The following is a 19,332-nucleotide window of genomic DNA, read 5'->3' as shown; positions in this document are numbered from 1 at the left end:
TACTTTCTGTGGTGAGAAGAACACGGAAGGATCTAAGATGGCGCGGGTTGAGCGGAAGTATTCAACGTTGGAAGCCTTCGATTGCCCCTGTCTGAAAGGGCAACTTGCATGTCACGCACGAGGAAGAGTCAGCCTGGGAAACCAAGGTTGAACCACGAGCCAAGCGGCGCGTTCGGTGAAGACGTGCTGCGGTTCCGGGAAGCCCGGCGCATGTCGCAGGAAGCGTTAGGGCACGCGACGGGCTACAGCAAGAGCTATGTGAGCAAGGTCGAATCCGGGTCGCTCATCCCCTCGCAGCGCTTCGCGGAGGGGTGCGACAAGGTGTTCGGCACAGGAGGACTCTTCGCACGACAGCTTCGCCGCATCATCGAAGGCGAGCATCCGTCGTGGTTCGCGCCCTTCATCGACGCAGAGCACGAAGCCGAGGTGATCGAGGACTACTCAACCCTCTTCATCTACGGCCTGCTCCAGACTCCGGAGTACGCGCGGGCAGCGTTGGAGGCAGTCACGCCTGGGGCAGATCCTCGGGATCTGGATGCCAAGGTGGCGGGCCGCATACGGCGCCGCGACGCGATGAACCGAGAGGCATCGCCCCGGATCTGGGTTGTGCTGCATGAAGCCTGCTTGCGCGCAAACGTCGGAGGGCCGGACGTAATGGCTGCCCAACTTCGCTTCCTCCGGGACGCAGTCACGCGTTACCCGACGCTGACACTGCAAGTCCTGCCGTTCTCCGTGGCGGCCGCGGCAAGAGCAACTCCCTTCACGCTGCTGGGCTTCGAGAGCGGGCAGCTCTCGGTTCATGTGGAAGGGCCGCAAGGTGGGCGCCCCTATGACGACAGGGGAGCGGTGACCATGTCGCGCGGTGTCTATGATCACTTGCGGGCATGTTCTCTCAGCCCGCATGCTTCATTGGACTTCATCGAGACCGTGAGGGAAGCATATGAGCGAGAAGCCCGTATGGATCAAGTCCAGCTACAGCGACGGAGGGGGCGGCAACTGCGTCGAGTGGGCCCCGGCGCTCGCGTCCGGCGACGGGATCGTCCCAGTGCGTGACAGCAAGGACACCGCCCGCGCCCCCCTCGCGTTCTCGCCCGACGCTTGGCGGGCGTTTGTCGAAGGTGTGCAGACCTCCGGGCGCTGACCACCACCGACACCTCGGGAGCAGAATGCCCCGCACCAAGCCAGTCGCCGCGCTCGCGATGGACGAGAGGGCGGCGGAGGCCGTGCTGAAGCCCGCCACACGGCTCCGGTTCGGCGAGGTGGTAAACCTCGCCGAACCGGTGCTGAGCGACTTCACCACTCAGGCGGCCCGCAGAGTCCTCCCCGAGGTGGAGCTCCTCATCACCGGCTGGGGCTGCCCGCCGCTGGACGCCGCCGTCCTCGCGCGCGCCCCGGAACTGCGCGCGGTGGTGCACACCGCGGGCAGCGTGCGGGGGCACCTCACCCCGGCGTGCTGGGCCCGCGGCATCGAGGTCTCGACCGCGGCGGCCGCGAACGCCGTCCCCGTCGCCGAGTACACGCTCGCGATGATCCTGCTGGCGAACAAGCAGGTGCTGCCCGCGGCCCGGGCCTACCGGCAGCGGCGGGCCCGCGGGGAGCTGTTGCTGACCGACCCGCTGCTGGGCAACCACCGCCGTACCGTGGGCATCCTGAGCGCCTCCCTGATCGGCCGGCGCGTCATGGCCCTGCTGCGCGCCCACGAGCTGCGGGTGCTCCTGTACGACCCGTACGTGGACGAGGCCGAGGCGGCGGCGCTCGGCGCGGTTCGCACGGACCTGGCGGAGCTGTTCGCCGCGTCGGACGTCGTCAGCGTGCACACTCCGCTGCTGCCCGCCACCCGCGGCCTGGTGAGCGCCGAGCTGCTCGCGCTGCTGCGGGACGGCGGCACCCTGATCAACACCGCGCGCGGTGCGGTCGTCGACCAGGAGGCGCTCACCCAGGAGGTGTGCGGCGGCCGGCTGCGGGCGGTGCTGGACGTCACCGAGCCCGAGGTGCTGCCGCCCGGCCACCCGCTGTGGGAGTGCGAGAACGCGCTGATCACCCCGCATCTGGCCGGTTCGCAGGGCAACGAGCTGGACCGGCTGGCGGAGACGGCGCTCCAGGAGGTACGGCGCTGGGCGGCGGGTGAGGGCTTCGCGCACGCCGTGCCGCCCGACGGCAAGGAGCTCCTGGCCTGACCGGGCCGGGGACCGTACCCGGGGCGGTCCGCCGACGACGCCCCGCGGGGGAAATCCGGTTGCCGACGCCGTTCGGGCGGCGGAAGGATGCCCCCTCGTGCTGCCCGATCTCTCCCCCTGGCGGGAGTCCCGCGACTTCCGCATCCTGTGGACCGCGGGTCTGGTCACCACCTTCGGCAGTTTCCTGACGTTCGTCGCGCTGCCCCTCCAGGTCAAGGAGCTGACCGGCTCGGCGACCGCGGTGGGCGCGCTGGGCGCCGTGGAGCTGGTACCGCTGATCGTCTTCGGGCTGTACGGCGGAGCGCTCGCCGACGCGTTCGACCGGCGCACCCTGGTGCTGGGCAGCGAGATCGCGATGGGCGCGGTGGCCCTGGGGCTGCTGGTCAACACCCTGCTCCCGCACCCGATGGTGTGGCCGCTGTATGTCGCGGCGGCGCTCAGCAGCGCACTGAACGGCATCCAGCGGCCCGCGCTGGACGCGCTCCTGCCGCGGATCGTCGCGCACGAACAGCTGAGCGCGGCGGCGGCGCTCAACGCGCTGCGCTGGCAGGTGGGCGGGGTGGCGGGCCCGGCGCTGGCCGGGGTGCTGCTCGCGTACGCGGGGCTGGAGGCGGCGTACGCGATCGACCTGGCGACCTATCTGCTGTCCGTGCTGATGGCGCTGCGGCTGGCCGCCTCGCCGCCGGGGCACGACGCGGAGAAGCCGTCGCTGCGCGGGATCGCGGAGGGCGCGCGGTACGCGTGGCGCCGCAAGGATCTGCTGGGCACCTACGCGGTGGACGTGGTGGCGATGCTGTTCGCGTTCCCGCTCGCGCTCTTCCCCTTCCTGGCCGACCAGTTGGACGCGGAGTGGGCGCTGGGCCTGATGTACGCGGCGCTGCCGTTCGGCTCGATGCTGGTGAGCGCGACCAGCGGCTGGTCCTCGCGGGTGCACCGGCACGGGCGCGCGGTGCTGCTGGCCGCCGCGGGCTGGGGCGCGGCCATGACGGCCGCCGGGCTGGTGCGCAACGTGTGGCTGGTGCTGTTCTTCCTCGTGCTGTCCGGTGCCTTCGACATGGTCAGCGGGATCTTCCGCTCGACGATGTGGAACCAGACCGTCCCGGACGCGCTGCGCGGCCGGCTCGCCGGCATCGAACTGCTGTCCTTCTCCGCGGGCCCGCAACTGGGACAGGTCCGCTCGGGCGGGGTGGCGTCGCTCACCTCCGTCCGCACCTCCGTGTGGTCGGGCGGGCTGGCCTGCGTCGCGGGCGTGGCGCTGCTGGCCGCCGCCCTGCCGCAGCTGCTGGCCTACGACGCACGCACCAGCGGGTACGCGCGGGCCGTACGGGAGGCCCGGGGCTCCCGTACGGCCGGGAGTTCCCGGGAGGCCGACGACGGCCCGGAGCCCCCGGAGGACACCGCTGCCGGGGGCGGACCGGCCGGGGAGCGCCCGGTGGACGGAGCGCCCGGCGCGCGGGCCTGATCCGGTGAGGCGCACCCCCCGCGGGTCAGCCTCCGACTCGCCCGCGGGCCGGCCCTCGGGCTCGTCCGCGGGTCAGCTCTCGGGCTCGTCCCGGCCGCGGCCGCCGTCCTGCCAGCGCGGGTCGTTCTCCCACTCGGAGGTGCGCTCCCGGGCCGTCTCCAGGGCGTGGGCCGCCTCCTCACGGCTGGCGTACGGGCCCATCCGGCTCTTGCCGGGCGACTGCGGCCCCTCCTCGACGGTGCCGGTCTCGATGTTGAAGAACCACTCTCCGGGCTTGCCGACCGTCTTGCGCTTGAACAGAGCCATGGCCTCATCGTCCCGCACCCGCGCGCCGGACGCAGCACCGCGGGGGTCGGGAGCACCCGGCGGCCCGGAACAGGATGGACGGCCCGGATTAGACTCGCGGACATGTCTGGCCAGTCACTCCTCGTTCCCGGCACGGTCTCTCCGCCCCGGGCCGTTCCCGCCTCGATCCCGCGCCCCGAGTACGTCGGCAAGCCCGCACCCACGCCCTACGACGGGCCCGAGGTGCAGGACGCCGCGACGGTGGAGAAGATGCGCCACGCGGGGCGCATCGCCGCCCGCGCCATGGAAGAGGCGGCCGAGCACATCGCCCCCGGCGTCACCACGGACAAACTGGACGAGGTGGCGCACCAGTACATGATCGACCACGGGGCCTACCCCTCCACGCTGGGCTACCGGAAGTTCCCGAAGTCGCTGTGCACCTCGCTGAACGAGGTGATCTGCCACGGCATCCCCGACTCCACGGTGCTGCGCGACGGCGACATCGTGAACCTGGACGTGACGGCGTTCGTCGGCGGGGTGCACGGCGACAACAACGCCACCTATCTGTGCGGCGACGTGGACGAGGAGTCCCGGCTGCTGGTGGAGCGCACCCGCGAGGCGCTGCACCGGGCGATCAAGGCGGTCAAGCCGGGGCGCCGGCTCAACATCGTGGGCCGCGTCATCGAGTCGTACGCGAAGCGCTTCGGATACGGCGTGGTCCGCGACTTCACCGGGCACGGGATCAACACCTCCTTCCACTCCGGGCTGATCGTGCCGCACTACGACGACCCGCGGGCCACCACGGTGCTGCGGCCCGGGATGACCTTCACCATCGAGCCGATGCTGACGCTGGGCACCCACGAGTGGGACATGTGGGAGGACGGCTGGACGGTCGTGACCAAGGACCGCAAGCGCACCGCGCAGTTCGAGCACACGCTGGTGGTGACGGAGACGGGCGTGGAGATCCTGACGCTTCCGTAGCGGACGAACGGGGCAGGGGTTTTCCGACAGGGTGTCGGCAACTGCTTGACTTAGGTAAACCTAAGTAGCAGGATCGCACCGTGTCGGAGCCCCGCACGCCCGCTGCCGTCCACCCTTGGAGTCAGCCTTGCCGTCCACCGCATCCCCCTCCCAGGACACCCCGACGGACTTCTCCGCACTCCTCCGCGCCGCCTCCCACGACCAGCACTCCGAGGTCCGGACCTCCTCCTTCATGAGCGAGCTGCTCGGCGGCAGGCTCGGCGTCGGGGCCTGGACGCGCTACACCGAGCAGCTCTGGTTCCTCTACGCCGCACTCGAGGAACCCGCCCGGACCCTGGCCGAGGATCCGGTCGCCGGGCCCTTCGTGCGCGGCGAGCTGCTGCGGCTGCCCGCACTGGAGCGGGACCTGACCCATCTGCACGGCGGCTCGGACCGCTGGCGCCGGGAGACCGCCCCGCTGCCCGCCACCGCCGCCTACGCGGCCCGCGTCACCGAGGTCGCCCGCACCTGGCCCGCCGGGTACGTCGCCCACCACTACACCCGCTACCTCGGCGACCTCTCCGGCGGCCAGATCGTCCGCGACACCGCGGAGAAGACCTGGGGCTTCGCCCGCAAGGGCGACGGCGTCCGGTTCTACGTCTTCGACGCCATCGGCAACCCCGCCGCCTTCAAACGCGAATACCGCGCCCTGCTGGACGCCCTGCCCTGCGACGACGCGGAGAAGCACCGCGTCGTGGACGAGTGCCGGCACGCCTACGCGCTCAACGCCGCCGTCTTCGAGGAGCTGGAAGAACGCTTCCCGAACGCCGCGTAGCCCGCCCCGGACCCGGGGCCCGGCCGCCGCCGGGCACCGGGCCGACCGCCCCCGGGGTCCGCACCGCGCCGCGTTCACTTCGCGGTGCAGACCTCCTCCTTCTTCTCACCGCGGACGAACGCCTTCGCGAAGCGGAGGGTGTTGCGCCGGGTGGGCTCCGCGCCTTCGCCGCCCTCGGTGAAGGAGAAGCGGAAGGACAGCGAGTCGGCCCAGTCGGCACCGCACGGCGCGGACAACTGGATGCGGCGGTCCCCCTGCACGGCCCAGTGCGTGCCGGCGACGCGCACGCTCTTCGCGTGCTCCAGGGACTTCAGGGAGACCCGCTTGTCGTCGGCGGTGAGCGGCTTGTCCAGCTCGGTGACCGTGACGTCCACGACGGCGGGACCGTCGACGACGTTCATCCCGCAGGAGGTCGCGGTCCCGTCGAGCGGCTGCCGGGACCGGTGCAGCTCCGCACCGTCCGGCAGCAGCGGCTCCACCGCCTCGGAAGGCATCCGGACCCCGCAGAACTTCTCCGGCACCGCGTACTCCCGGCCGCCGGAGCATCCGGCGACGGCCAGCAGCGAGACGGCGGCCGCGGCCGCTCCCGCCCGCCGGACGATGCGCACGTTCACTGGTCTCCCCACTCCTCGCGGGCATTGCCCTTGCCGTCGTTCGCCGCACCGTCGATCTTGTTCCAGGCACCGTGGTCCGCGGAGAAGCCGGGGGTGTTCTCGGCGTACTCGGAGTTGGTCCTGCTCCACTCCTGCTGGAGCCCCACGAGGCGGTTCTTCTGGTAGGCGGAGACGTCCTTGTTGTCGTCGGTCGCCCCCGCCTCGATACGGGCGTTCTCGTCCTCGGTGAAGTACTTGCTGAGACCGAACGCCGCGTTGGCCATATGGCCGCCTCCCGGCAGGAACGACACTCCTTCGGCAACCACCAGGTAGGTGCCCGTACCCGCGTGGCCCCAGCCCGCCGCCCTGAGGTCGTCGGCCTTCTTGTCGCCGATCGCCTGGTAGCGGGCCTCTTCGAGGAACCCCACCGTACGGCCCGCGCGGTTGAGGCTGTCCTCGGGGTCCTTCTTCTCGGTGTGGATGTCGTCGACCATCGCGGCGTTCATGGACTCGTTGAGCACTTGGTAGCTGTCCGGGTCACGGGAGATCTGCTTGCTGACCTCCAGCAGGTCGGCCCGGTCCAGCACCTGTTCCTGCGGCGACCCGCCCATCGTCATATGCGCGTCAGGGCCGTGGTTGCCCAGCAGCTTGGCCATGTCGTCGCGGAGTTCCGCGGGCATCTCGTCCTTCTGGCCGGCCAGCCGCTCCAGCGCGTTGTCGAGCACGTTGTCGTGCTCCGCGGTGTGCTCGACGTAGGTGGCCGTCGGGTCGTCCGGGTTCATGCCGCTGCCCGCCGCGAACAGGGCGTCGCCCAGGGCCTCCCGGGAGGGCAGTTTCACCCCGTCGTCGGGTCCCGTGCTGTCGGGCTGGTCCTCGTCGAACCACGTCCGTCCACCGTGGTCCATGTCCTTGAGGAAGTAGTCGGCCTTCTCCGGGTCGTTGAAGAACTCGGTCGAGGCGTCGGGGTTGTGGCTCAGTGCCTTCAGGTAGCCCGTCATCGGGTCGGCGCCGGTGGACTTGTCGCCCGGGTCCAGGTCGGTGCCCATGCCGACGAGCCCCCAGGCCGAGGGCGCGTCCGGCTTGCTCTTCTCGAACTTGTACATCTCGTCGCCGTACCGGTCGAGGAAGCCCTGGTCGAACTTGCCCTTGCCCATCAGGCTGCTCATGATCTGGAAACCGTAGGGCTTGGCCATGATGCCCTCGTGGCCGAACTGCTTGGTACCCGCGTTGATCACCTCCGTCTCCCAGGCGCGCATCCCGGGGGTGTCCTGACGGGTCGCGTTGCCCAGGGTCATGCTCAGGTTGCCCTGGATGTGGTCGAGCAGTGTGGCCCGCTCCCCCTCGGGGGTGTCGCCGTGGCCGGGGTCGACCAGGTCCCGCCAGAACTGCAGAGTGCCCTCGCCGCCCATCTCGGTCGCGAAGCGGGTGGTGAAGGCCGGGTTGTCGCGCTGGTTCTCCAGTGCGGTGTTGAAGCGCTCCAGCTGGTCGTCGGGCAGTTCCCAGACCTTGACGTCGCCGCCCTTGAGTTTCTTCGCCCAGTAGTCGGCCGCGGCCTTGCCCTGGCGCGCGTCGGCGTCCTTGACGCTGTCCGCGCCCGTGCCGGAGAAGTCGTACTTACGGTTGGCTATGTACCGCAGCTCCTGCGAGACGATGCGATCGGTCTCGCCCGCGTCCCACAGCACCCGCTGGATCCGCTTCTCGGCCGCACGGATCTGCGCGTCGGTGGGCGGTTCGATCTCCGCGTCGCCGGCGACCGCGGGCGGGGGCACCGAGGCGACGCCGAGGCCCTTGTCGTTGATGTAGATGTTGTCCTTGGCGACCTCGTCGACGATCTTCTCCAGATCGCTCTGATGGTCGGTGAAGGCGCTGTGTGCCGTCTTCAGCAGCCCGTGCACGTCCTCCGCCTCCCTGCGCAGCTCACGGAACTGCCTGGCCGTCTTCTGGGCGAACTCACCGGTCGCCGTGGCGTTGTTCCCTGCCCAGTCCGCGCCGAGCACGGCCGCCAGGAAGTCCTGTGCCGTGGTGCCGGGTGTGCCCTTGGCCGCCGGCCCCTTCCCGCTGCCGTCGTACAGGTCGCGCAGCTTCTCGACCATGGCCTTCCAGTCGGTGACCGCGGTGTGCAGCTTCCCCAGCTTCAGATCGCGCAGTTGCGCGAAGCCCATCTTCTCCGTCTCGGCCACAGTGCCGTCCCCCGTCGGGTGCCTACTTGATCCGGTCGTCCAGCGTCGCGATGGAGGACATGGCTCCGGTGATCTTGTCCTCGTCCTTGTGGTGCGCGGCCCTGGTGTAGTCGAGGTGGTCGGAGAGCTGCCCGCAGGCGTCCTTGAGCGTCTTGAGCTTGGTCTCCCACGCCTCGTTGAGGTCGCCGAGGGCCGCGCCCATGTCCAGGCCCTCGCCGGTCAGCGAGGTCGCCGCCTCGCCCGAGGCGGCCGCCGCGTGCCCGCCGTCGCTGCCCAGCTGTTGGCGCAGGCCGTAGGCCAGATTGCCGAGCTTGCCCAACTCGTCGTCCTCGACGACGAGATCCAGGGCACTGCCCGTACCGCACCCCGGATGGTCCGCCGCCGGGTAGCCGTTCAGCCGCATCCTGGTGTCGCCCGCCGCGTGTGCCTTCGCCTCTTCCCATTCGGTGAACGTCACGTCCGCACCCCCGTTCGATCTGTGCATGGTGAAGGATTCAACGTAGGGGGGCGCCCTGTGCGCAGCAACCCGGTCCGTGCGCCCGGCGACGCGAAAAACCTTTGCCGCCGCGGGGGCCTCCCGGCCCACAATGAGGGCCGGGAAGCCCGGTACGGGGGAGCGGGCTTCCCCCTCTTCTCGATGAGATCTCATCGATGTTCTGTTACGGGGGAGTTGAACAGCCATGACACACGTGGAGATGCCCGGTGCCCGGGTACCGATCCGGATGTGGGCGGATCCGGGCGCCGTGGAGGACGTCGCACTGCGGCAGCTCCAGAACGTCGCCACGCTGCCCTGGATCAAGGGCCTGGCGGTGATGCCCGACGTGCACTACGGGAAGGGCGCCACCGTCGGTTCCGTCATCGCGATGCACGGCGCCGTCTGCCCGGCGGCCGTGGGCGTGGACATCGGGTGCGGGATGTCGGCGGTGCGCACGTCGCTGACGGCGAACGACCTGCCCGGTGACCTCGCACGGCTGCGCTCGAAGATCGAGCAGGCCATCCCGGTGGGGCGCGGTATGCACGACGAGCCGGTGGAGCCCGGGCAGGTGCACGGGCTGCCGACCTCCGGCTGGGACGACTTCTGGGCGCGCTTCGACGGCGTCGCCGAGGCCGTGCGGTTCCGGCAGGAGCGGGCCACCAAGCAGATGGGCACGCTCGGCGGGGGCAACCACTTCGTGGAGGTGTGCCTGGACACCGAGGACCGGGTGTGGCTGATGCTGCACTCCGGTTCCCGCAACATCGGCAAGGAGCTCGCGGACTTCCACATCGGCCGGGCGCAGCAGCTCCCGCACAACCAGGGCCTGGTCGACCGCGATCTCGCCGTGTTCGTCAAGGACACCCCGCAGATGGCGGCCTACCGGCACGACCTGTTCTGGGCCCAGGAGTACGCCAGGCACAACCGGGCGCTGATGATGGGGCTGCTGCAGGGCGTGCTGCGCAAGGAGTTCAAGAAGGCCGGGCCCACCTTCGAGGAGACCATCTCCTGCCACCACAACTACGTGTCCGAGGAGCGGTACGACGGGCTGGACCTGCTGGTCACCCGGAAGGGTGCGATCCGCGCGGGCAGCGGCGAGTTCGGGATCATCCCCGGCTCGATGGGCACCGGCTCGTACATCGTCAAGGGGCTCGGCAACGCGGCCTCGTTCAACTCCGCCTCGCACGGTGCCGGGCGGCGCATGAGCCGGAACGCGGCCAAGCGGCGCTTCACCGAGCGGGACCTCGCGGAGCAGACCCGCGGGGTGGAGTGCCGCAAGGACGGCGGGGTCGTGGACGAGATCCCGGGCGCCTACAAGCCGATCGAGCAGGTCATCGACCAGCAGCGCGACCTCGTCGAGGTCGTCGCCAAGCTGCGGCAGGTCGTGTGCGTGAAGGGCTGACCCGCCGGGCGGGCCGCCGCCCGGCGGACCGGCTGCGGAACCGGCGAGGGGACTACGGCCGGTCCTCCGCCACGCACGCGGCCGCCAGGCGGCGCGCGTAGGCCGCGTCGAGGCCGCCGGGCCGGAAGAGGATGCGATACATCATCGGTGCCACGATCTGGTCGAGCACCGTCTCCACGTCGGGCGGCCGGTGCTCCCCGCGCGCGTCGGCCCGCCGGAGGACGACGTCGATCTGCTCGGCCGCGTAGGCCGAGCAGCGGCCCGCGTTGTCCCCGTCCGGGTCGCCGAGCAGCGCGTCGCGGAGGTAGGCCCGGCCGGGGGGCGAGTCCATCTCGTCCAGGAACTGCTCGGCCCAGGCGGCCAGATCGGCGGCCAGGGTGCCATGGTCCGCCGGGTCCGTCTCGGGCCGCAGATGCTCCACGGCGACATCGGAGAGCAGTTCCCGCAGGTCGCCCCAGCGGCGGTAGACGGTGGAGGGGGTGACCCCGGCGCGGGCGGCGATCAGCGGCACGGTCAGCGCGCCGCGGCCCACCTCCGCCTCCAGTGCGTGCACGGCGTCGTGCACCGCCTGCTGGACCCGGGCACTGCGCCCGCCCGGGCGCGCCATCGCTCTGGCCATGGGCGCCATGCTAAAGCACAGTCGTTGCGTGAGTGCCGGCTCCGCCCGGGGCGCGGCCGACCGGGGCGAGGGTGCCGGGCTGCCGGGTCCGCTCGTAGGCGTGCCCGGCGCGCAGGAGCACCGCCTCCTCCAGCGGGCGGCCCATCAGCTGCATCCCGATCGGCAGTCCGGCCCGGTCGTGGCCGACCGGCACGGTCAGCGCGGGTACCCCGGTGATGTCGGCGGGAGCGGAGAGGCGTACGTAACTGTCCGAGACGCTCTCGACGGTGCCGTCGGGCCGGCTGCGGTCCGCCCGGCCGGCTTCGGCCGCGGTGGTGGGGACGGTCGGCGCCGCGACGAGGTCGACCGTCTCCAGCATGCGCAGCCAGCTCTGCCGCATGAGGGTGCGGGCCCGTTGGGCGCGCAGGTAGTCGGCCGCGGGCAGCAGCGCGCCGGCTTCCAGGAGGATCCGCACGTCCGGGGCGTACAGCTCGGGGACGGTGCGCAGCGTCCGCTCGTGGTACGCGGTGGCTTCGGGGACCATCAGTCCCCACTGGACGGCCTGGACGTAGCGGGCCATCGGGATCTCGACGTCGACGAGTCGCGCGCCCAGCTCCGCCAGCCGGCCGATCGCCTGCCGGACGGCCGTCTCGACCTCGGGGTCGACGCGGTCGAAGAAGTAGTTGCCCGGCACCCCGACGCGGATCCCGGTGAGGTCGTGGGCGGGCCGGGGCGACAGGCCGGGGTCGCGCGGGGCGTTTCCGGTGAGCACGGCCAGGACCAGGGAGGAGTCCTCGACGGTGCGGGTGAGCGGGCCGACGTGGTCCAGCGACCAGGACAGCGGGGTGACACCGTGCCGGGGGACGAGGCCGAAGGTCGGTTTGAGGCCGACCACGCCGTTCAGCGCGGCGGGCACCCGGATGGATCCGCCGGTGTCGGTGCCCAGTGCGAAGGTCGCAGCGCCGGCGGCCACCGCCACGGCGGAACCGCCGCTCGATCCCCCGGCGACGCGCCGCTGGTCCCAGGCGTTCCGCGTCTGCGGGGTGGTGAGGCCGTAGGCGAACTCGTGGGTGTGGGTCTTGCCGACCAGGGCCGCTCCTGCGGCGGTCACCCGCGCGGTGACCGTGCTGTCGGTTCCGGCCCGGTGCCCGGAGCGCACCCGGGAGCTCGCCGTCGTCGGTTCACCGGCCACGTCGATCAGGTCCTTCAGCCCGACGGGGATGCCCGGCAGGGGGACCGCTGCGGGGTCGGCGGCGAGCCGGTGCCCGGCCTCGCGCGCGGCCCGGCGCGCCCGTTCGGCGGTGACGGTCACATAGGCGCCCAGCCGGGGTTCGGTCGCCGCGATCCGGTCCAGCACCGAGTCCACCAGTTCCAGGGGGGACAGCGCACGGGTGCGGAGCTGCTCGGCGGCGTCGGTGAGGGTGAGTTCATACGGCTGCACGGTGCTCCCCCGCGGCGTGCGTGTCCGGATGGCCGGCTTCGGGGCGGTAGTCGGCCGCGGGCGGCGTGTCGGCGAAGTCCAGTTCGCGCAGGACGGAGACGACGGCGTGGATGTGCTCGGCGGTGGCCGCCACCTGGGCGTGGCGGTCGCCGGGCAGCGGCAGTCCGGTGCGGGCGGCCCAGCGGGCCGCTTCGGGCGGGGTGAGTCCGTCGGTCGGCATCAGCGCTCTCCTCAGGTCGGGGCGGGGCGGCGGTCGGGCCCGGGGTGCGGCCGGCGGCCGGGGTGCGGCACCGACAGCAAAAGCGAATCCTTTGCGTTAGCTGCACCGTAGAAGCTACGGTGCATTAATGCAAACGGTTAGCTTTAACTCTGCCGAGGTTGTCCCCTCCTGGACCGTGGGCGAGCTCGCGGTCCACCGCGTGGACGAGGCCCCGCTGCCCGCCCCGACCGGCCGCTGGCTGCTGCCCGGCGCCACCGCCGAGGTCGTCGCCCGGCACGACTGGCTGCGACCCGACTTCGCCGACCGCGACGGCACGCTGCGCCTGGCCAGCCACAGCTTCGCCTTCTCGGTCGGCGGGCTGCGGGTCCTCGTCGACACCGGCATCGGCAACGGGAAGCCCCGCGCCAACCCGGCCTGGCACGACCTGCGCACCGACTACCCGGAACGCCTCGAAGCCGCCGGATTCCCGCCCGACTCCGTCGATCTGGTACTCCTGACCCACCTGCACACCGACCACGTCGGCTGGAACACCCGCGCACAGGACGGCGACTGGGTACCCACCTTCCCCAACGCCCGCTATGTCACCTCCCGCACCGAACGGGAGTTCTGGGCCGGACACCCCATGGACGAGGCACGGACCCGGATGTTCCGCGACTCGGTGCACCCCGTCGAGGAGGCGGGGCAGCTCGACCTGGTGGACCTCCCGGAAGCGGGCCTCGACCTCGCCCCCGGCCTGCGGCTGCTCCCCACCCCCGGGCACACCCCCGGCCACTTCGCGGTCCGGCTCGACAGCGCCGGAGAAGCCGCGCTGCTCACCGGCGACTGCGTCCACCACCCCGTGCAGCTGCCGGAGCCCGGGATCGGGAGCTGCGTGGACATCGACCCCCGGCAGTCCGAGGCCACCCGGCGCACCCTGCTGGCCGCCCTCGCCGACACCGGCACGCTGGTCCTGGGCACCCACTTCCCGCCGCCCACCGCCGGACGAGTCACCGGCGGAGCCGGCCACCACCGGCTGATCCCCGTCCCCCCGGACAACGGTCCGGGCGCCGACTGACCGGGAGCGGGGCCGGGCTCCGGCCCCCGCGGGCCGGGGAACGGCGCGGCGCCTGCGTCAGCCCGCCGCCCCTGCCGCCGTGCCGCGCAGCGCGGCCCGCAGCCGGTCGCGCACCTCGGCCTGCGCGGCGATCCGGGCCTCCAGGACGGCGAGCCGCTGCTCGGCGATCCGCAGCCCCTCCGGCGAGGGCGGGGCCGTGGCCATGTCGCCGTCCAGGCAGGCGGCGAAGCAGCCGACGTCCTCCAGCGTCAGCCCGGCCTGGAGCAGGTGGCGGATGTTGCGGACGCGGACCTCGGCGGACGTGTCGTAGCAGCGGTAGCCGTTGGGGGCGCGGCGGGAGGTGAGCAGCCCGGCCTGCTCGTAGTGGCGCAGCGCCCGCGCCGTCGTCCCGGTCCGCCGGGCCAGTTCGCCGATCCGCATGGCACCGCCACCTCCCGGAGGGAGTAGTACCACAGCGGGTGGCGGCACGGCGCGGGCAGCCGGCGCGCGCTCCCCGGCCGCCTCACGCAGCCCCCTCACGCCAGCACCGCGCCGCCGTCCACCGGCAGCACGGCGCCGGTGACGAACGACGCCTCGGGTGCGGCCAGTCCGACCACGGCCCAGGCCACCTCCTCGGGCCTGCCGACGCGGCCGAGCGGGGTGCGGGCGATCTGCCACGCGCGTATCCGGCGGCGCTGCTCGGGGTCGAGCCCCCGGTGTTCGCCGATGGGGGTGTCGACCGCCCCCGGCGCGACGGCGACCACCCGGACACCGCGCGGCGCCAGTTCCACGGCCCAGCTCCGGGTGAGCAGTTCGAGGGCGGTCTTGGAGGCGGCGTAGAGCGGGTTGCCCGGCCAGGCGCGCTGGCCGACGGAGGTGCTGACGTTGACGACAACGCCCTGCCCGGCAGCGGCCTCCAGCGCGGGGAGCGCGGCCTGGGTCAGCAGGACGGGCGCGGTGAGGTTGGTGGCGAACTGGGCCTCGACGCCCGCACGGGTGTGGCTGCCCAGGCTCTCGCCGCCGACGATGCCCGCGTTGTTGACGAGGACGTCGAGCCGCCCGGTCAGCTCCAGCGCGGCAACCACGATCCGGTCGGGCGCGTCCTCCTCGGTGAGGTCGGCCGGGTACGGGGTGATGGCACCGGCGCCGGGCTCCGCGGCGGTCTCGCGGAGCGGCTCCGGGCGGCGCCCGACGGTCAGTACATGTGCGCCGCGCGCGGCGAAGGCCCGTGCGGTGGCCCGGCCGATACCGGTGCCGGCGCCGGTGACGACGACGGTGCGGGGCTGCTGCGGGGTGCTCGGGTCGGTGCTCTCGTCCATGCCCGCATCCTCGGACCCTGCCGCCTGCGTCAAGGTCAAGCCGGGGCCGCGGCCGGGGCGTCCGGGCGGATCCCTCCGGTGCGGCGCCGGTCTCCGTGCGGCGGGCGCGGCGGACGGTGTCGCCCGGAGGGGATATTCCTCGGCGAATCACCCGCAAAATACGCGCACCGTCTGACAACCCCCTCCACACTCTCCGCACTTCTCATGGTGAAGTGAACACTCGGGCACACAGAGTGCTCATATGACTTAAGGTCTGGGTGGTCGGCGCATCCCCGTACGCCCGGGGAGGTTTCGGTGCGCTGTGGGGGTTCCGCGTACCTGGGGGGGTTCATGCGGCGCGACGCGGCGTTCGTGTCCGAGGTGGGGAGACCGGCCGGGCCGGGAGCCGGAAGAGGCGGCAGCGACACGGTCCCGGGTCGGCACGCCCTCCGCGGCGGCCGGGACGGCCGGGACGGCAACCGGAACGGCGAGCGGGACAAATCCGGCTGGTACGGGCCGGTGGCGCTGACGGTCGACACCGCGGGAATCGCTCTCCCGGTGGCGCTCTGCTTCCACCGGGCCGGGCTCCCCCACACCGGGCCGGCCACCGCGACGGCCACCCTGATGTGGCTGGCGGTACGGGCCGCCCACCGGCGGTACGGGCGCCGCTGGCTCGGCGAGAGCCGCGGAGCGCTGACCGCCCTGCACGACTGGCTGACCCTGCTGGGGCTCCTCGCCGTCGTCCGGGTGCTGACGGGAGAGGACTCGCCGCCCGCCGTCGCCCTGCTGGCGCTCGCCCCCGCGCCGCTGCTCACCACGGTCTGCCGCGCGCTGACCCACCGCCATCTCCTCGGCCGGCGCCGGGAGGCCCACGTGGTGCAGCGGGCGCTGGTCGTCGGCGAGGGCAGCGCCGTGGACCGCGTGGTCGAACAGCTCGCCAGCCGCACCGACCATCCGTACGTCGTCATCGGGGCCGTTCCGGTGGGCCCGGGCGGCAACCGGAGCGGGGTACCGGAGACCGGGCGGTTGGAGAGCGTCCCGCGCGGCCCGGACGACGGCGGCCAGGACGGCGCCGCCGTGGTCTCCGCCGCCCGGCAGCACGCCGCCGACACCGTGCTGGTCGCCCCCGGATCGCTGCTGTCCGGCCAGCGGCTGCGCACCCTGACCTGGGCGGTGCAGGACGCGGGACTGCCGCTGATGATCTCCTCGGGGCTGGCCGACGTCGCCCTGCGCAGGGTGCGCCCGTCCACCGCGGCGGGACTGCACCTGCTGCACGTCGACCCGCCGCCGCGGCGCGGCCCGCAACTCGCCCTCAAGTCGGCGCTCGACCGGACGGGAGCCGTGCTCGGGCTGGTGCTCCTCGCACCGCTGCTGGCGCTGCTCATCCTGGCGATACGGCTCGACTCACCGGGCCCCGCGCTCTACCGGCAGACCCGCGCGGGCCACCGCGGCGCGCCCTTCACCATGTGGAAGTTCCGCTCCATGGTCGTGGACGCCGATCGGCTGCGCCCGCAGCTCGCCGCCGCCAACGAGGGGGACGGGCCGCTGTTCAAGGTGCGCGCCGACCCCCGGATCACCCGGCTGGGACGCGTACTGCGCCGCACTTCCCTGGACGAGCTGCCGCAGTTAGTGAACGTGGCGCGCGGCGAGATGTCGCTGGTGGGCCCGCGGCCCCCGCTGCCGGACGAGGTGGCGGCCTACGGTGCGACGGCGCTGCGGCGGCTGCTGGTCAAGCCCGGCCTGACGGGGCCGTGGCAGGTGAGCGGACGCTCGGATCTGTCCTGGGACGAGAGCCTCGCGCTGGATCTGCGCTACACGGACAACTGGTCGCTGACCACGGACCTGGACCTGCTGGCCCGCACGGTGCGCGCCGTGGTCGACGGGCGGGGTGCGTACTGAGATGCGGCCACCGGAAGCACAGCGGGGAGGAGCGGCGGCACGGCCGTCCGCGGGTGCGCCGGCACGCCGCCGACGGACGGCGGCCGCGCCGCGCGCCGGTGCGGACCGGCCGCCGTCCGCGCGCCCGGTCGGGTGCGGACGGGAGGCGTCAGGAAGCGGCGGTGCGCAACCACCACTCGTAGGTGGAGCGGATGCCCTCCCGCAGCGGGATCGAGGGACGGAAGCCGAGTGCGGACAGCCGGGAGACGTCCAGCAGTTTGCGCGGCGTACCGTCCGGGCGGGCGGTGTCCCACTCGACGGCACCGCGGTAGCCGACCACGTCGCGGACCCTCTCGGCGAGCGCGGCGATGGTCAGATCCGCGCCGCAGCCGACGTTGACCGGCATCGCGTCGTCGTACTCCCGCAGCAGCAGCACACAGGCCCGCGCCAGGTCGTCGACGTGCAGGAACTCCCGGCGCGGCGTGCCGCTCCCCCACAGCACCACCCGCTCCGCGCCGTCCCGCGCGGCCTCGTGGAAGCGGCGGACGAGGGCGGGCAGCACGTGCGAGGTCTCCGGGTCGAAATTGTCGCCGGGCCCGTAGAGGTTGGTGGGCATCGCCGAGATGTAGCCGGCCCCGTACTGGCTCCGGTAGGCGCGGATCTGGCTGATACCGGCGATCTTCGCCAGCGCGTACGGCTCGTTCGTCGGCTCCAGGGCGCCGGTGAGCAGGGCCTCTTCGGTGATCGGCTGCGCCGCGTGCTTGGGGTAGATGCAGGACGAGCCCAGGAAGAGCAGCCGCGGCACGCCCGCGGCGTGCGCCCCGGCTATGACGCTGAGCTGGATGCGGAGATTGTCCTCCAGGAAGGGCACGGGCCGGGTGGCGTTCGCCATGATGCCGCCGACCTTGGCCGCCGCCAGCACCACCGCATCCGGGCGCAGTGCCCGCAGCCGGCGCCGGGTGTGCTCCGCGTCCCGCAGGTCGAGCGCCGCGCGGTCGAGGGTGAGCGCCTCGTATCCCTCGACGGCCAGCCGGCGGACCACGGCGGAGCCCACCAGACCGCGGTGTCCGGCGACGAACACCCGGGCACCGGGCGGCAGCAGAGCGCCTGCCGGGGCCGGGGTGCGGGCGGGCGTGGCGGGGTGCGGCGTCGGCTCCATGCTGCCGGATTCTGCCAGTCGGCACTCCCATTGCGGGAGGTGACAGACAAAAGCCTGGAAATCATCGGCCGATTCCGGCGGAAGCGACCGCTCCCCCTCCCTCTCCTCGCCCCGTCACCACCACTCACCGCCCCTCACCAGTCAGCACCACCGATCCCACCAGGACGGCAGATGGCCAAGAGCGCACTGATCACCGGCATCACCGGGCAGGACGGGTCGTACCTGACCGAGCTCCTGATCGGAAAGGGCTACACGGTGCACGGCCTGCTGCGCCGCTCCTCGTCCTTCAACACCGGCCGCATCGACCACCTGTACGAGGACCCGCACGACGAGGGCCGCTCGCTGGTGCTGCACCACGCGGACCTCGCCGACGGCGTCGCCCTGGTCAACCTGCTGCGCGACCTGCGGCCCGACGAGGTCTACAACCTGGGCGCACAGTCCCATGTGCGGGTCTCCTTCGACTCCCCGCTCTACACCGGCGACGTCACCGGCATGGGAACCGTCCGGCTGCTGGAGGCGATCCGGGCCAGCGGGATCGACACCCGGATCTACCAGGCGTCGTCCTCGGAGATGTTCGGCACGGCGCCGCCTCCGCAGCACGAGGCCACCCCGTTCCACCCGCGCAGCCCCTACGGCTGCGCGAAGGTCTTCAGCTACTGGTCGACGGTCAACTACCGCGAGGCGTACGACCTGTTCGCGGTGAACGGGATCCTGTTCAACCACGAGTCGCCGCGCCGCGGCGAGACCTTCGTGACCCGCAAGATCACCCGGGCCGTCGCCCGGATCCGGGCCGGGCTCCAGCGGCACCTGTACCTGGGGAACCTGGACGCGGTACGGGACTGGGGGTACGCGCCGGAGTACGTCGAGGCGATGTGGCGGATGCTGCAGGCCGACGAGCCCCGCGACTACGTCGTCGCCACCGGAGTCGCCGCCACCGTACGGGAGTTCCTGCACGAGGCGTTCCGGGCGGGCGGTCTGGACTGGCGGGAGCATGTGCGGTTCGATCCGAAGTACCAGCGGCCGTCCGAGGTCGACGCGCTGGTCGGCGACGCGGCCAAAGCGGAGGCCGAACTGGGCTGGAAACCGCGGGTGACGTGGGGGGAGCTGGCGCGGATCATGGTCGAGGCCGACATCTCCGCGCTCGCGGCGGAACTCTCGGGCGAGGCGGTGCGCGTCGACCGCGGCTGACGCCCGCGCCGCGGGACACCCCGCGCCCGCCGCGCACCGCGGCGGCCGGCCGGCAGAGCGCACCGCGCGGCACTGCCGAAGCCCGCGGAAGAGGCGACGGCGACGCACCGGACACCAGGCACCAGGCACCAGGCACCAGGCACCAGGCACC

At 72.5% G+C, this 19,332-nt stretch carries 19 protein-coding genes and 1 pseudogene; 10 read left to right on the top strand and 10 right to left on the bottom strand.

Annotated features, from left to right (window positions below):
• Positions 1-147: 147 nt before the first annotated feature.
• The 4 genes and pseudogenes from A949_RS0124320 (at position 148) to A949_RS0124310 (ending at position 3,639) form a co-directional block, all read left to right on the top strand.
• On the top strand, positions 148-1,053 hold the full coding sequence (locus A949_RS0124320) for a Scr1 family TA system antitoxin-like transcriptional regulator (protein WP_037707484.1): 906 nt from the start codon (positions 148-150) through the stop codon (positions 1,051-1,053).
• A pseudogene (locus tag A949_RS39790) lies at positions 1,016-1,141 on the top strand (DUF397 domain-containing protein); the annotation flags it as partial. The gene A949_RS0124320 and the pseudogene A949_RS39790, both read left to right, overlap by 38 nt.
• 25 nt (positions 1,142-1,166) lie before the next feature.
• A complete protein-coding gene (locus tag A949_RS0124315; RefSeq protein WP_019358647.1) occupies positions 1,167-2,177 on the top strand; it encodes a hydroxyacid dehydrogenase in 1,011 nt (336 codons plus the stop codon).
• Positions 2,178-2,274: 97 nt separating this feature from the next.
• A complete protein-coding gene (locus A949_RS0124310; RefSeq protein WP_019358646.1) occupies positions 2,275-3,639 on the top strand; it encodes an MFS transporter in 1,365 nt (454 codons plus the stop codon).
• A 72-nt stretch (positions 3,640-3,711) separates the two neighbouring features.
• On the opposite strand, the gene A949_RS0124305 is transcribed toward A949_RS0124310, so the two are convergent.
• Positions 3,712-3,945 (bottom strand): hypothetical protein, encoded by a 234-nt coding sequence (locus tag A949_RS0124305; RefSeq protein WP_019358645.1) that lies wholly within the window; start codon positions 3,943-3,945, stop codon positions 3,712-3,714.
• Between the two features lie 102 nt (positions 3,946-4,047).
• On the opposite strand from A949_RS0124305, the gene map reads away from it, so the two are divergent.
• Together map and A949_RS0124295 are read left to right on the top strand one after the other, a co-directional pair.
• Positions 4,048-4,905 (top strand): type I methionyl aminopeptidase, encoded by an 858-nt coding sequence (gene map / locus A949_RS0124300; RefSeq protein ID WP_019358644.1) that lies wholly within the window; start codon positions 4,048-4,050, stop codon positions 4,903-4,905.
• A gap of 127 nt (positions 4,906-5,032) precedes the next feature.
• Complete coding sequence (locus tag A949_RS0124295; RefSeq protein ID WP_019358643.1) at positions 5,033-5,719, top strand: biliverdin-producing heme oxygenase; 687 nt, start codon at positions 5,033-5,035, stop codon at positions 5,717-5,719.
• A 74-nt stretch (positions 5,720-5,793) separates the two neighbouring features.
• Here the strand turns inward: A949_RS0124295 and A949_RS35695 are convergent, their stop codons facing one another.
• The 3 genes from A949_RS35695 to A949_RS0124280 are packed head-to-tail and all read right to left on the bottom strand — an operon-like array spanning position 5,794 to position 8,976.
• Positions 5,794-6,333 carry a hypothetical protein gene (locus tag A949_RS35695; protein WP_019358642.1) on the bottom strand — a complete coding sequence of 180 codons (540 nt, stop codon included), beginning with the start codon at positions 6,331-6,333 and terminating at the stop codon, positions 5,794-5,796.
• On the bottom strand, positions 6,330-8,492 hold the full coding sequence (locus tag A949_RS34370) for a hypothetical protein (protein ID WP_019358641.1): 2,163 nt from the start codon (positions 8,490-8,492) through the stop codon (positions 6,330-6,332). Before A949_RS34370 ends, A949_RS35695 begins: the two co-directional genes overlap by 4 nt.
• 22 nt (positions 8,493-8,514) lie before the next feature.
• Positions 8,515-8,976: a hypothetical protein gene (locus A949_RS0124280; RefSeq protein WP_237735893.1), complete on the bottom strand. Its 462-nt coding sequence runs from the start codon at positions 8,974-8,976 to the stop codon at positions 8,515-8,517.
• A 196-nt stretch (positions 8,977-9,172) separates the two neighbouring features.
• On the opposite strand from A949_RS0124280, the gene A949_RS0124275 reads away from it, so the two are divergent.
• Positions 9,173-10,366, top strand: a complete 1,194-nt coding sequence (locus A949_RS0124275) for an RtcB family protein (RefSeq protein WP_019358639.1) — start codon at positions 9,173-9,175, stop codon at positions 10,364-10,366.
• Positions 10,367-10,418: 52 nt separating this feature from the next.
• Here the strand turns inward: A949_RS0124275 and A949_RS0124270 are convergent, their stop codons facing one another.
• The 3 genes from A949_RS0124270 to A949_RS34365 are packed head-to-tail and all read right to left on the bottom strand — an operon-like array spanning position 10,419 to position 12,625.
• Positions 10,419-10,994, bottom strand: coding sequence for a TetR/AcrR family transcriptional regulator C-terminal ligand-binding domain-containing protein (locus A949_RS0124270; RefSeq protein ID WP_019358638.1), 576 nt, complete (start codon positions 10,992-10,994; stop codon positions 10,419-10,421).
• A gap of 1 nt (position 10,995) precedes the next feature.
• Complete coding sequence (locus tag A949_RS0124265) at positions 10,996-12,405, bottom strand: amidase (protein ID WP_019358637.1); 1,410 nt, start codon at positions 12,403-12,405, stop codon at positions 10,996-10,998.
• Complete coding sequence (locus tag A949_RS34365; protein ID WP_019358636.1) at positions 12,392-12,625, bottom strand: hypothetical protein; 234 nt, start codon at positions 12,623-12,625, stop codon at positions 12,392-12,394. Before A949_RS34365 ends, A949_RS0124265 begins: the two co-directional genes overlap by 14 nt.
• A 127-nt stretch (positions 12,626-12,752) precedes the next feature.
• Here A949_RS34365 and A949_RS0124255 point away from each other — a divergent pair, with 127 nt between their 5' ends.
• Positions 12,753-13,679, top strand: a complete 927-nt coding sequence (locus tag A949_RS0124255) for an MBL fold metallo-hydrolase (protein ID WP_026004988.1) — start codon at positions 12,753-12,755, stop codon at positions 13,677-13,679.
• Between the two features lie 57 nt (positions 13,680-13,736).
• On the opposite strand, the gene A949_RS0124250 is transcribed toward A949_RS0124255, so the two are convergent.
• Together A949_RS0124250 and A949_RS0124245 are read right to left on the bottom strand one after the other, a co-directional pair.
• Positions 13,737-14,099 (bottom strand): MerR family transcriptional regulator, encoded by a 363-nt coding sequence (locus A949_RS0124250; RefSeq protein WP_019358634.1) that lies wholly within the window; start codon positions 14,097-14,099, stop codon positions 13,737-13,739.
• A gap of 95 nt (positions 14,100-14,194) precedes the next feature.
• Positions 14,195-14,977 (bottom strand): SDR family NAD(P)-dependent oxidoreductase, encoded by a 783-nt coding sequence (locus tag A949_RS0124245; protein ID WP_019358633.1) that lies wholly within the window; start codon positions 14,975-14,977, stop codon positions 14,195-14,197.
• A 330-nt stretch (positions 14,978-15,307) separates the two neighbouring features.
• On the opposite strand from A949_RS0124245, the gene A949_RS0124240 reads away from it, so the two are divergent.
• Positions 15,308-16,855, top strand: a complete 1,548-nt coding sequence (locus A949_RS0124240; protein ID WP_078565515.1) for a sugar transferase — start codon at positions 15,308-15,310, stop codon at positions 16,853-16,855.
• Positions 16,856-17,003: 148 nt separating this feature from the next.
• On the opposite strand, the gene A949_RS0124235 is transcribed toward A949_RS0124240, so the two are convergent.
• Positions 17,004-17,993: a GDP-L-fucose synthase family protein gene (locus A949_RS0124235; RefSeq protein ID WP_019358632.1), complete on the bottom strand. Its 990-nt coding sequence runs from the start codon at positions 17,991-17,993 to the stop codon at positions 17,004-17,006.
• A 171-nt stretch (positions 17,994-18,164) separates the two neighbouring features.
• Between A949_RS0124235 and gmd the strand changes: the two genes are divergently transcribed.
• On the top strand, positions 18,165-19,181 hold the full coding sequence (gmd, locus tag A949_RS0124230; protein WP_019358631.1) for a GDP-mannose 4,6-dehydratase: 1,017 nt from the start codon (positions 18,165-18,167) through the stop codon (positions 19,179-19,181).
• The last annotated feature ends 151 nt before the right edge of the window (positions 19,182-19,332 follow it).

The organism is Streptomyces sp. AA1529, from assembly GCF_000280905.1.
Classification (GTDB): domain Bacteria; phylum Actinomycetota; class Actinomycetes; order Streptomycetales; family Streptomycetaceae; genus Streptomyces.
This window is presented reverse-complemented; position numbering and strand designations above follow the sequence as displayed.

Bases quoted from the DNA above. Each gene is read 5' to 3' on its own strand.
- A949_RS0124315 (WP_019358647.1), top strand. From the start codon at position 1,167: ATGCCCCGCACCAAGCCAGTCGCCGCGCTCGCGATGGACGAGAGGGCG.
- A949_RS0124305 (WP_019358645.1), bottom strand. From the start codon at position 3,945: ATGGCTCTGTTCAAGCGCAAGACGGTCGGCAAGCCCGGAGAGTGGTTC.
- map (WP_019358644.1), top strand. From the start codon at position 4,048: ATGTCTGGCCAGTCACTCCTCGTTCCCGGCACGGTCTCTCCGCCCCGG.
- A949_RS0124280 (WP_237735893.1), bottom strand. From the start codon at position 8,976: ATGCACAGATCGAACGGGGGTGCGGACGTGACGTTCACCGAATGGGAA.
- A949_RS0124275 (WP_019358639.1), top strand. From the start codon at position 9,173: ATGACACACGTGGAGATGCCCGGTGCCCGGGTACCGATCCGGATGTGG.
- A949_RS0124270 (WP_019358638.1), bottom strand. From the start codon at position 10,994: ATGGCGCCCATGGCCAGAGCGATGGCGCGCCCGGGCGGGCGCAGTGCC.
- A949_RS34365 (WP_019358636.1), bottom strand. From the start codon at position 12,625: ATGCCGACCGACGGACTCACCCCGCCCGAAGCGGCCCGCTGGGCCGCC.
- A949_RS0124255 (WP_026004988.1), top strand. From the start codon at position 12,753: ATGCAAACGGTTAGCTTTAACTCTGCCGAGGTTGTCCCCTCCTGGACC.
- A949_RS0124250 (WP_019358634.1), bottom strand. From the start codon at position 14,099: ATGCGGATCGGCGAACTGGCCCGGCGGACCGGGACGACGGCGCGGGCG.
- A949_RS0124245 (WP_019358633.1), bottom strand. From the start codon at position 14,977: ATGGACGAGAGCACCGACCCGAGCACCCCGCAGCAGCCCCGCACCGTC.
- A949_RS0124240 (WP_078565515.1), top strand. From the start codon at position 15,308: ATGCGGCGCGACGCGGCGTTCGTGTCCGAGGTGGGGAGACCGGCCGGG.
- A949_RS0124235 (WP_019358632.1), bottom strand. From the start codon at position 17,993: ATGGAGCCGACGCCGCACCCCGCCACGCCCGCCCGCACCCCGGCCCCG.
- gmd (WP_019358631.1), top strand. From the start codon at position 18,165: ATGGCCAAGAGCGCACTGATCACCGGCATCACCGGGCAGGACGGGTCG.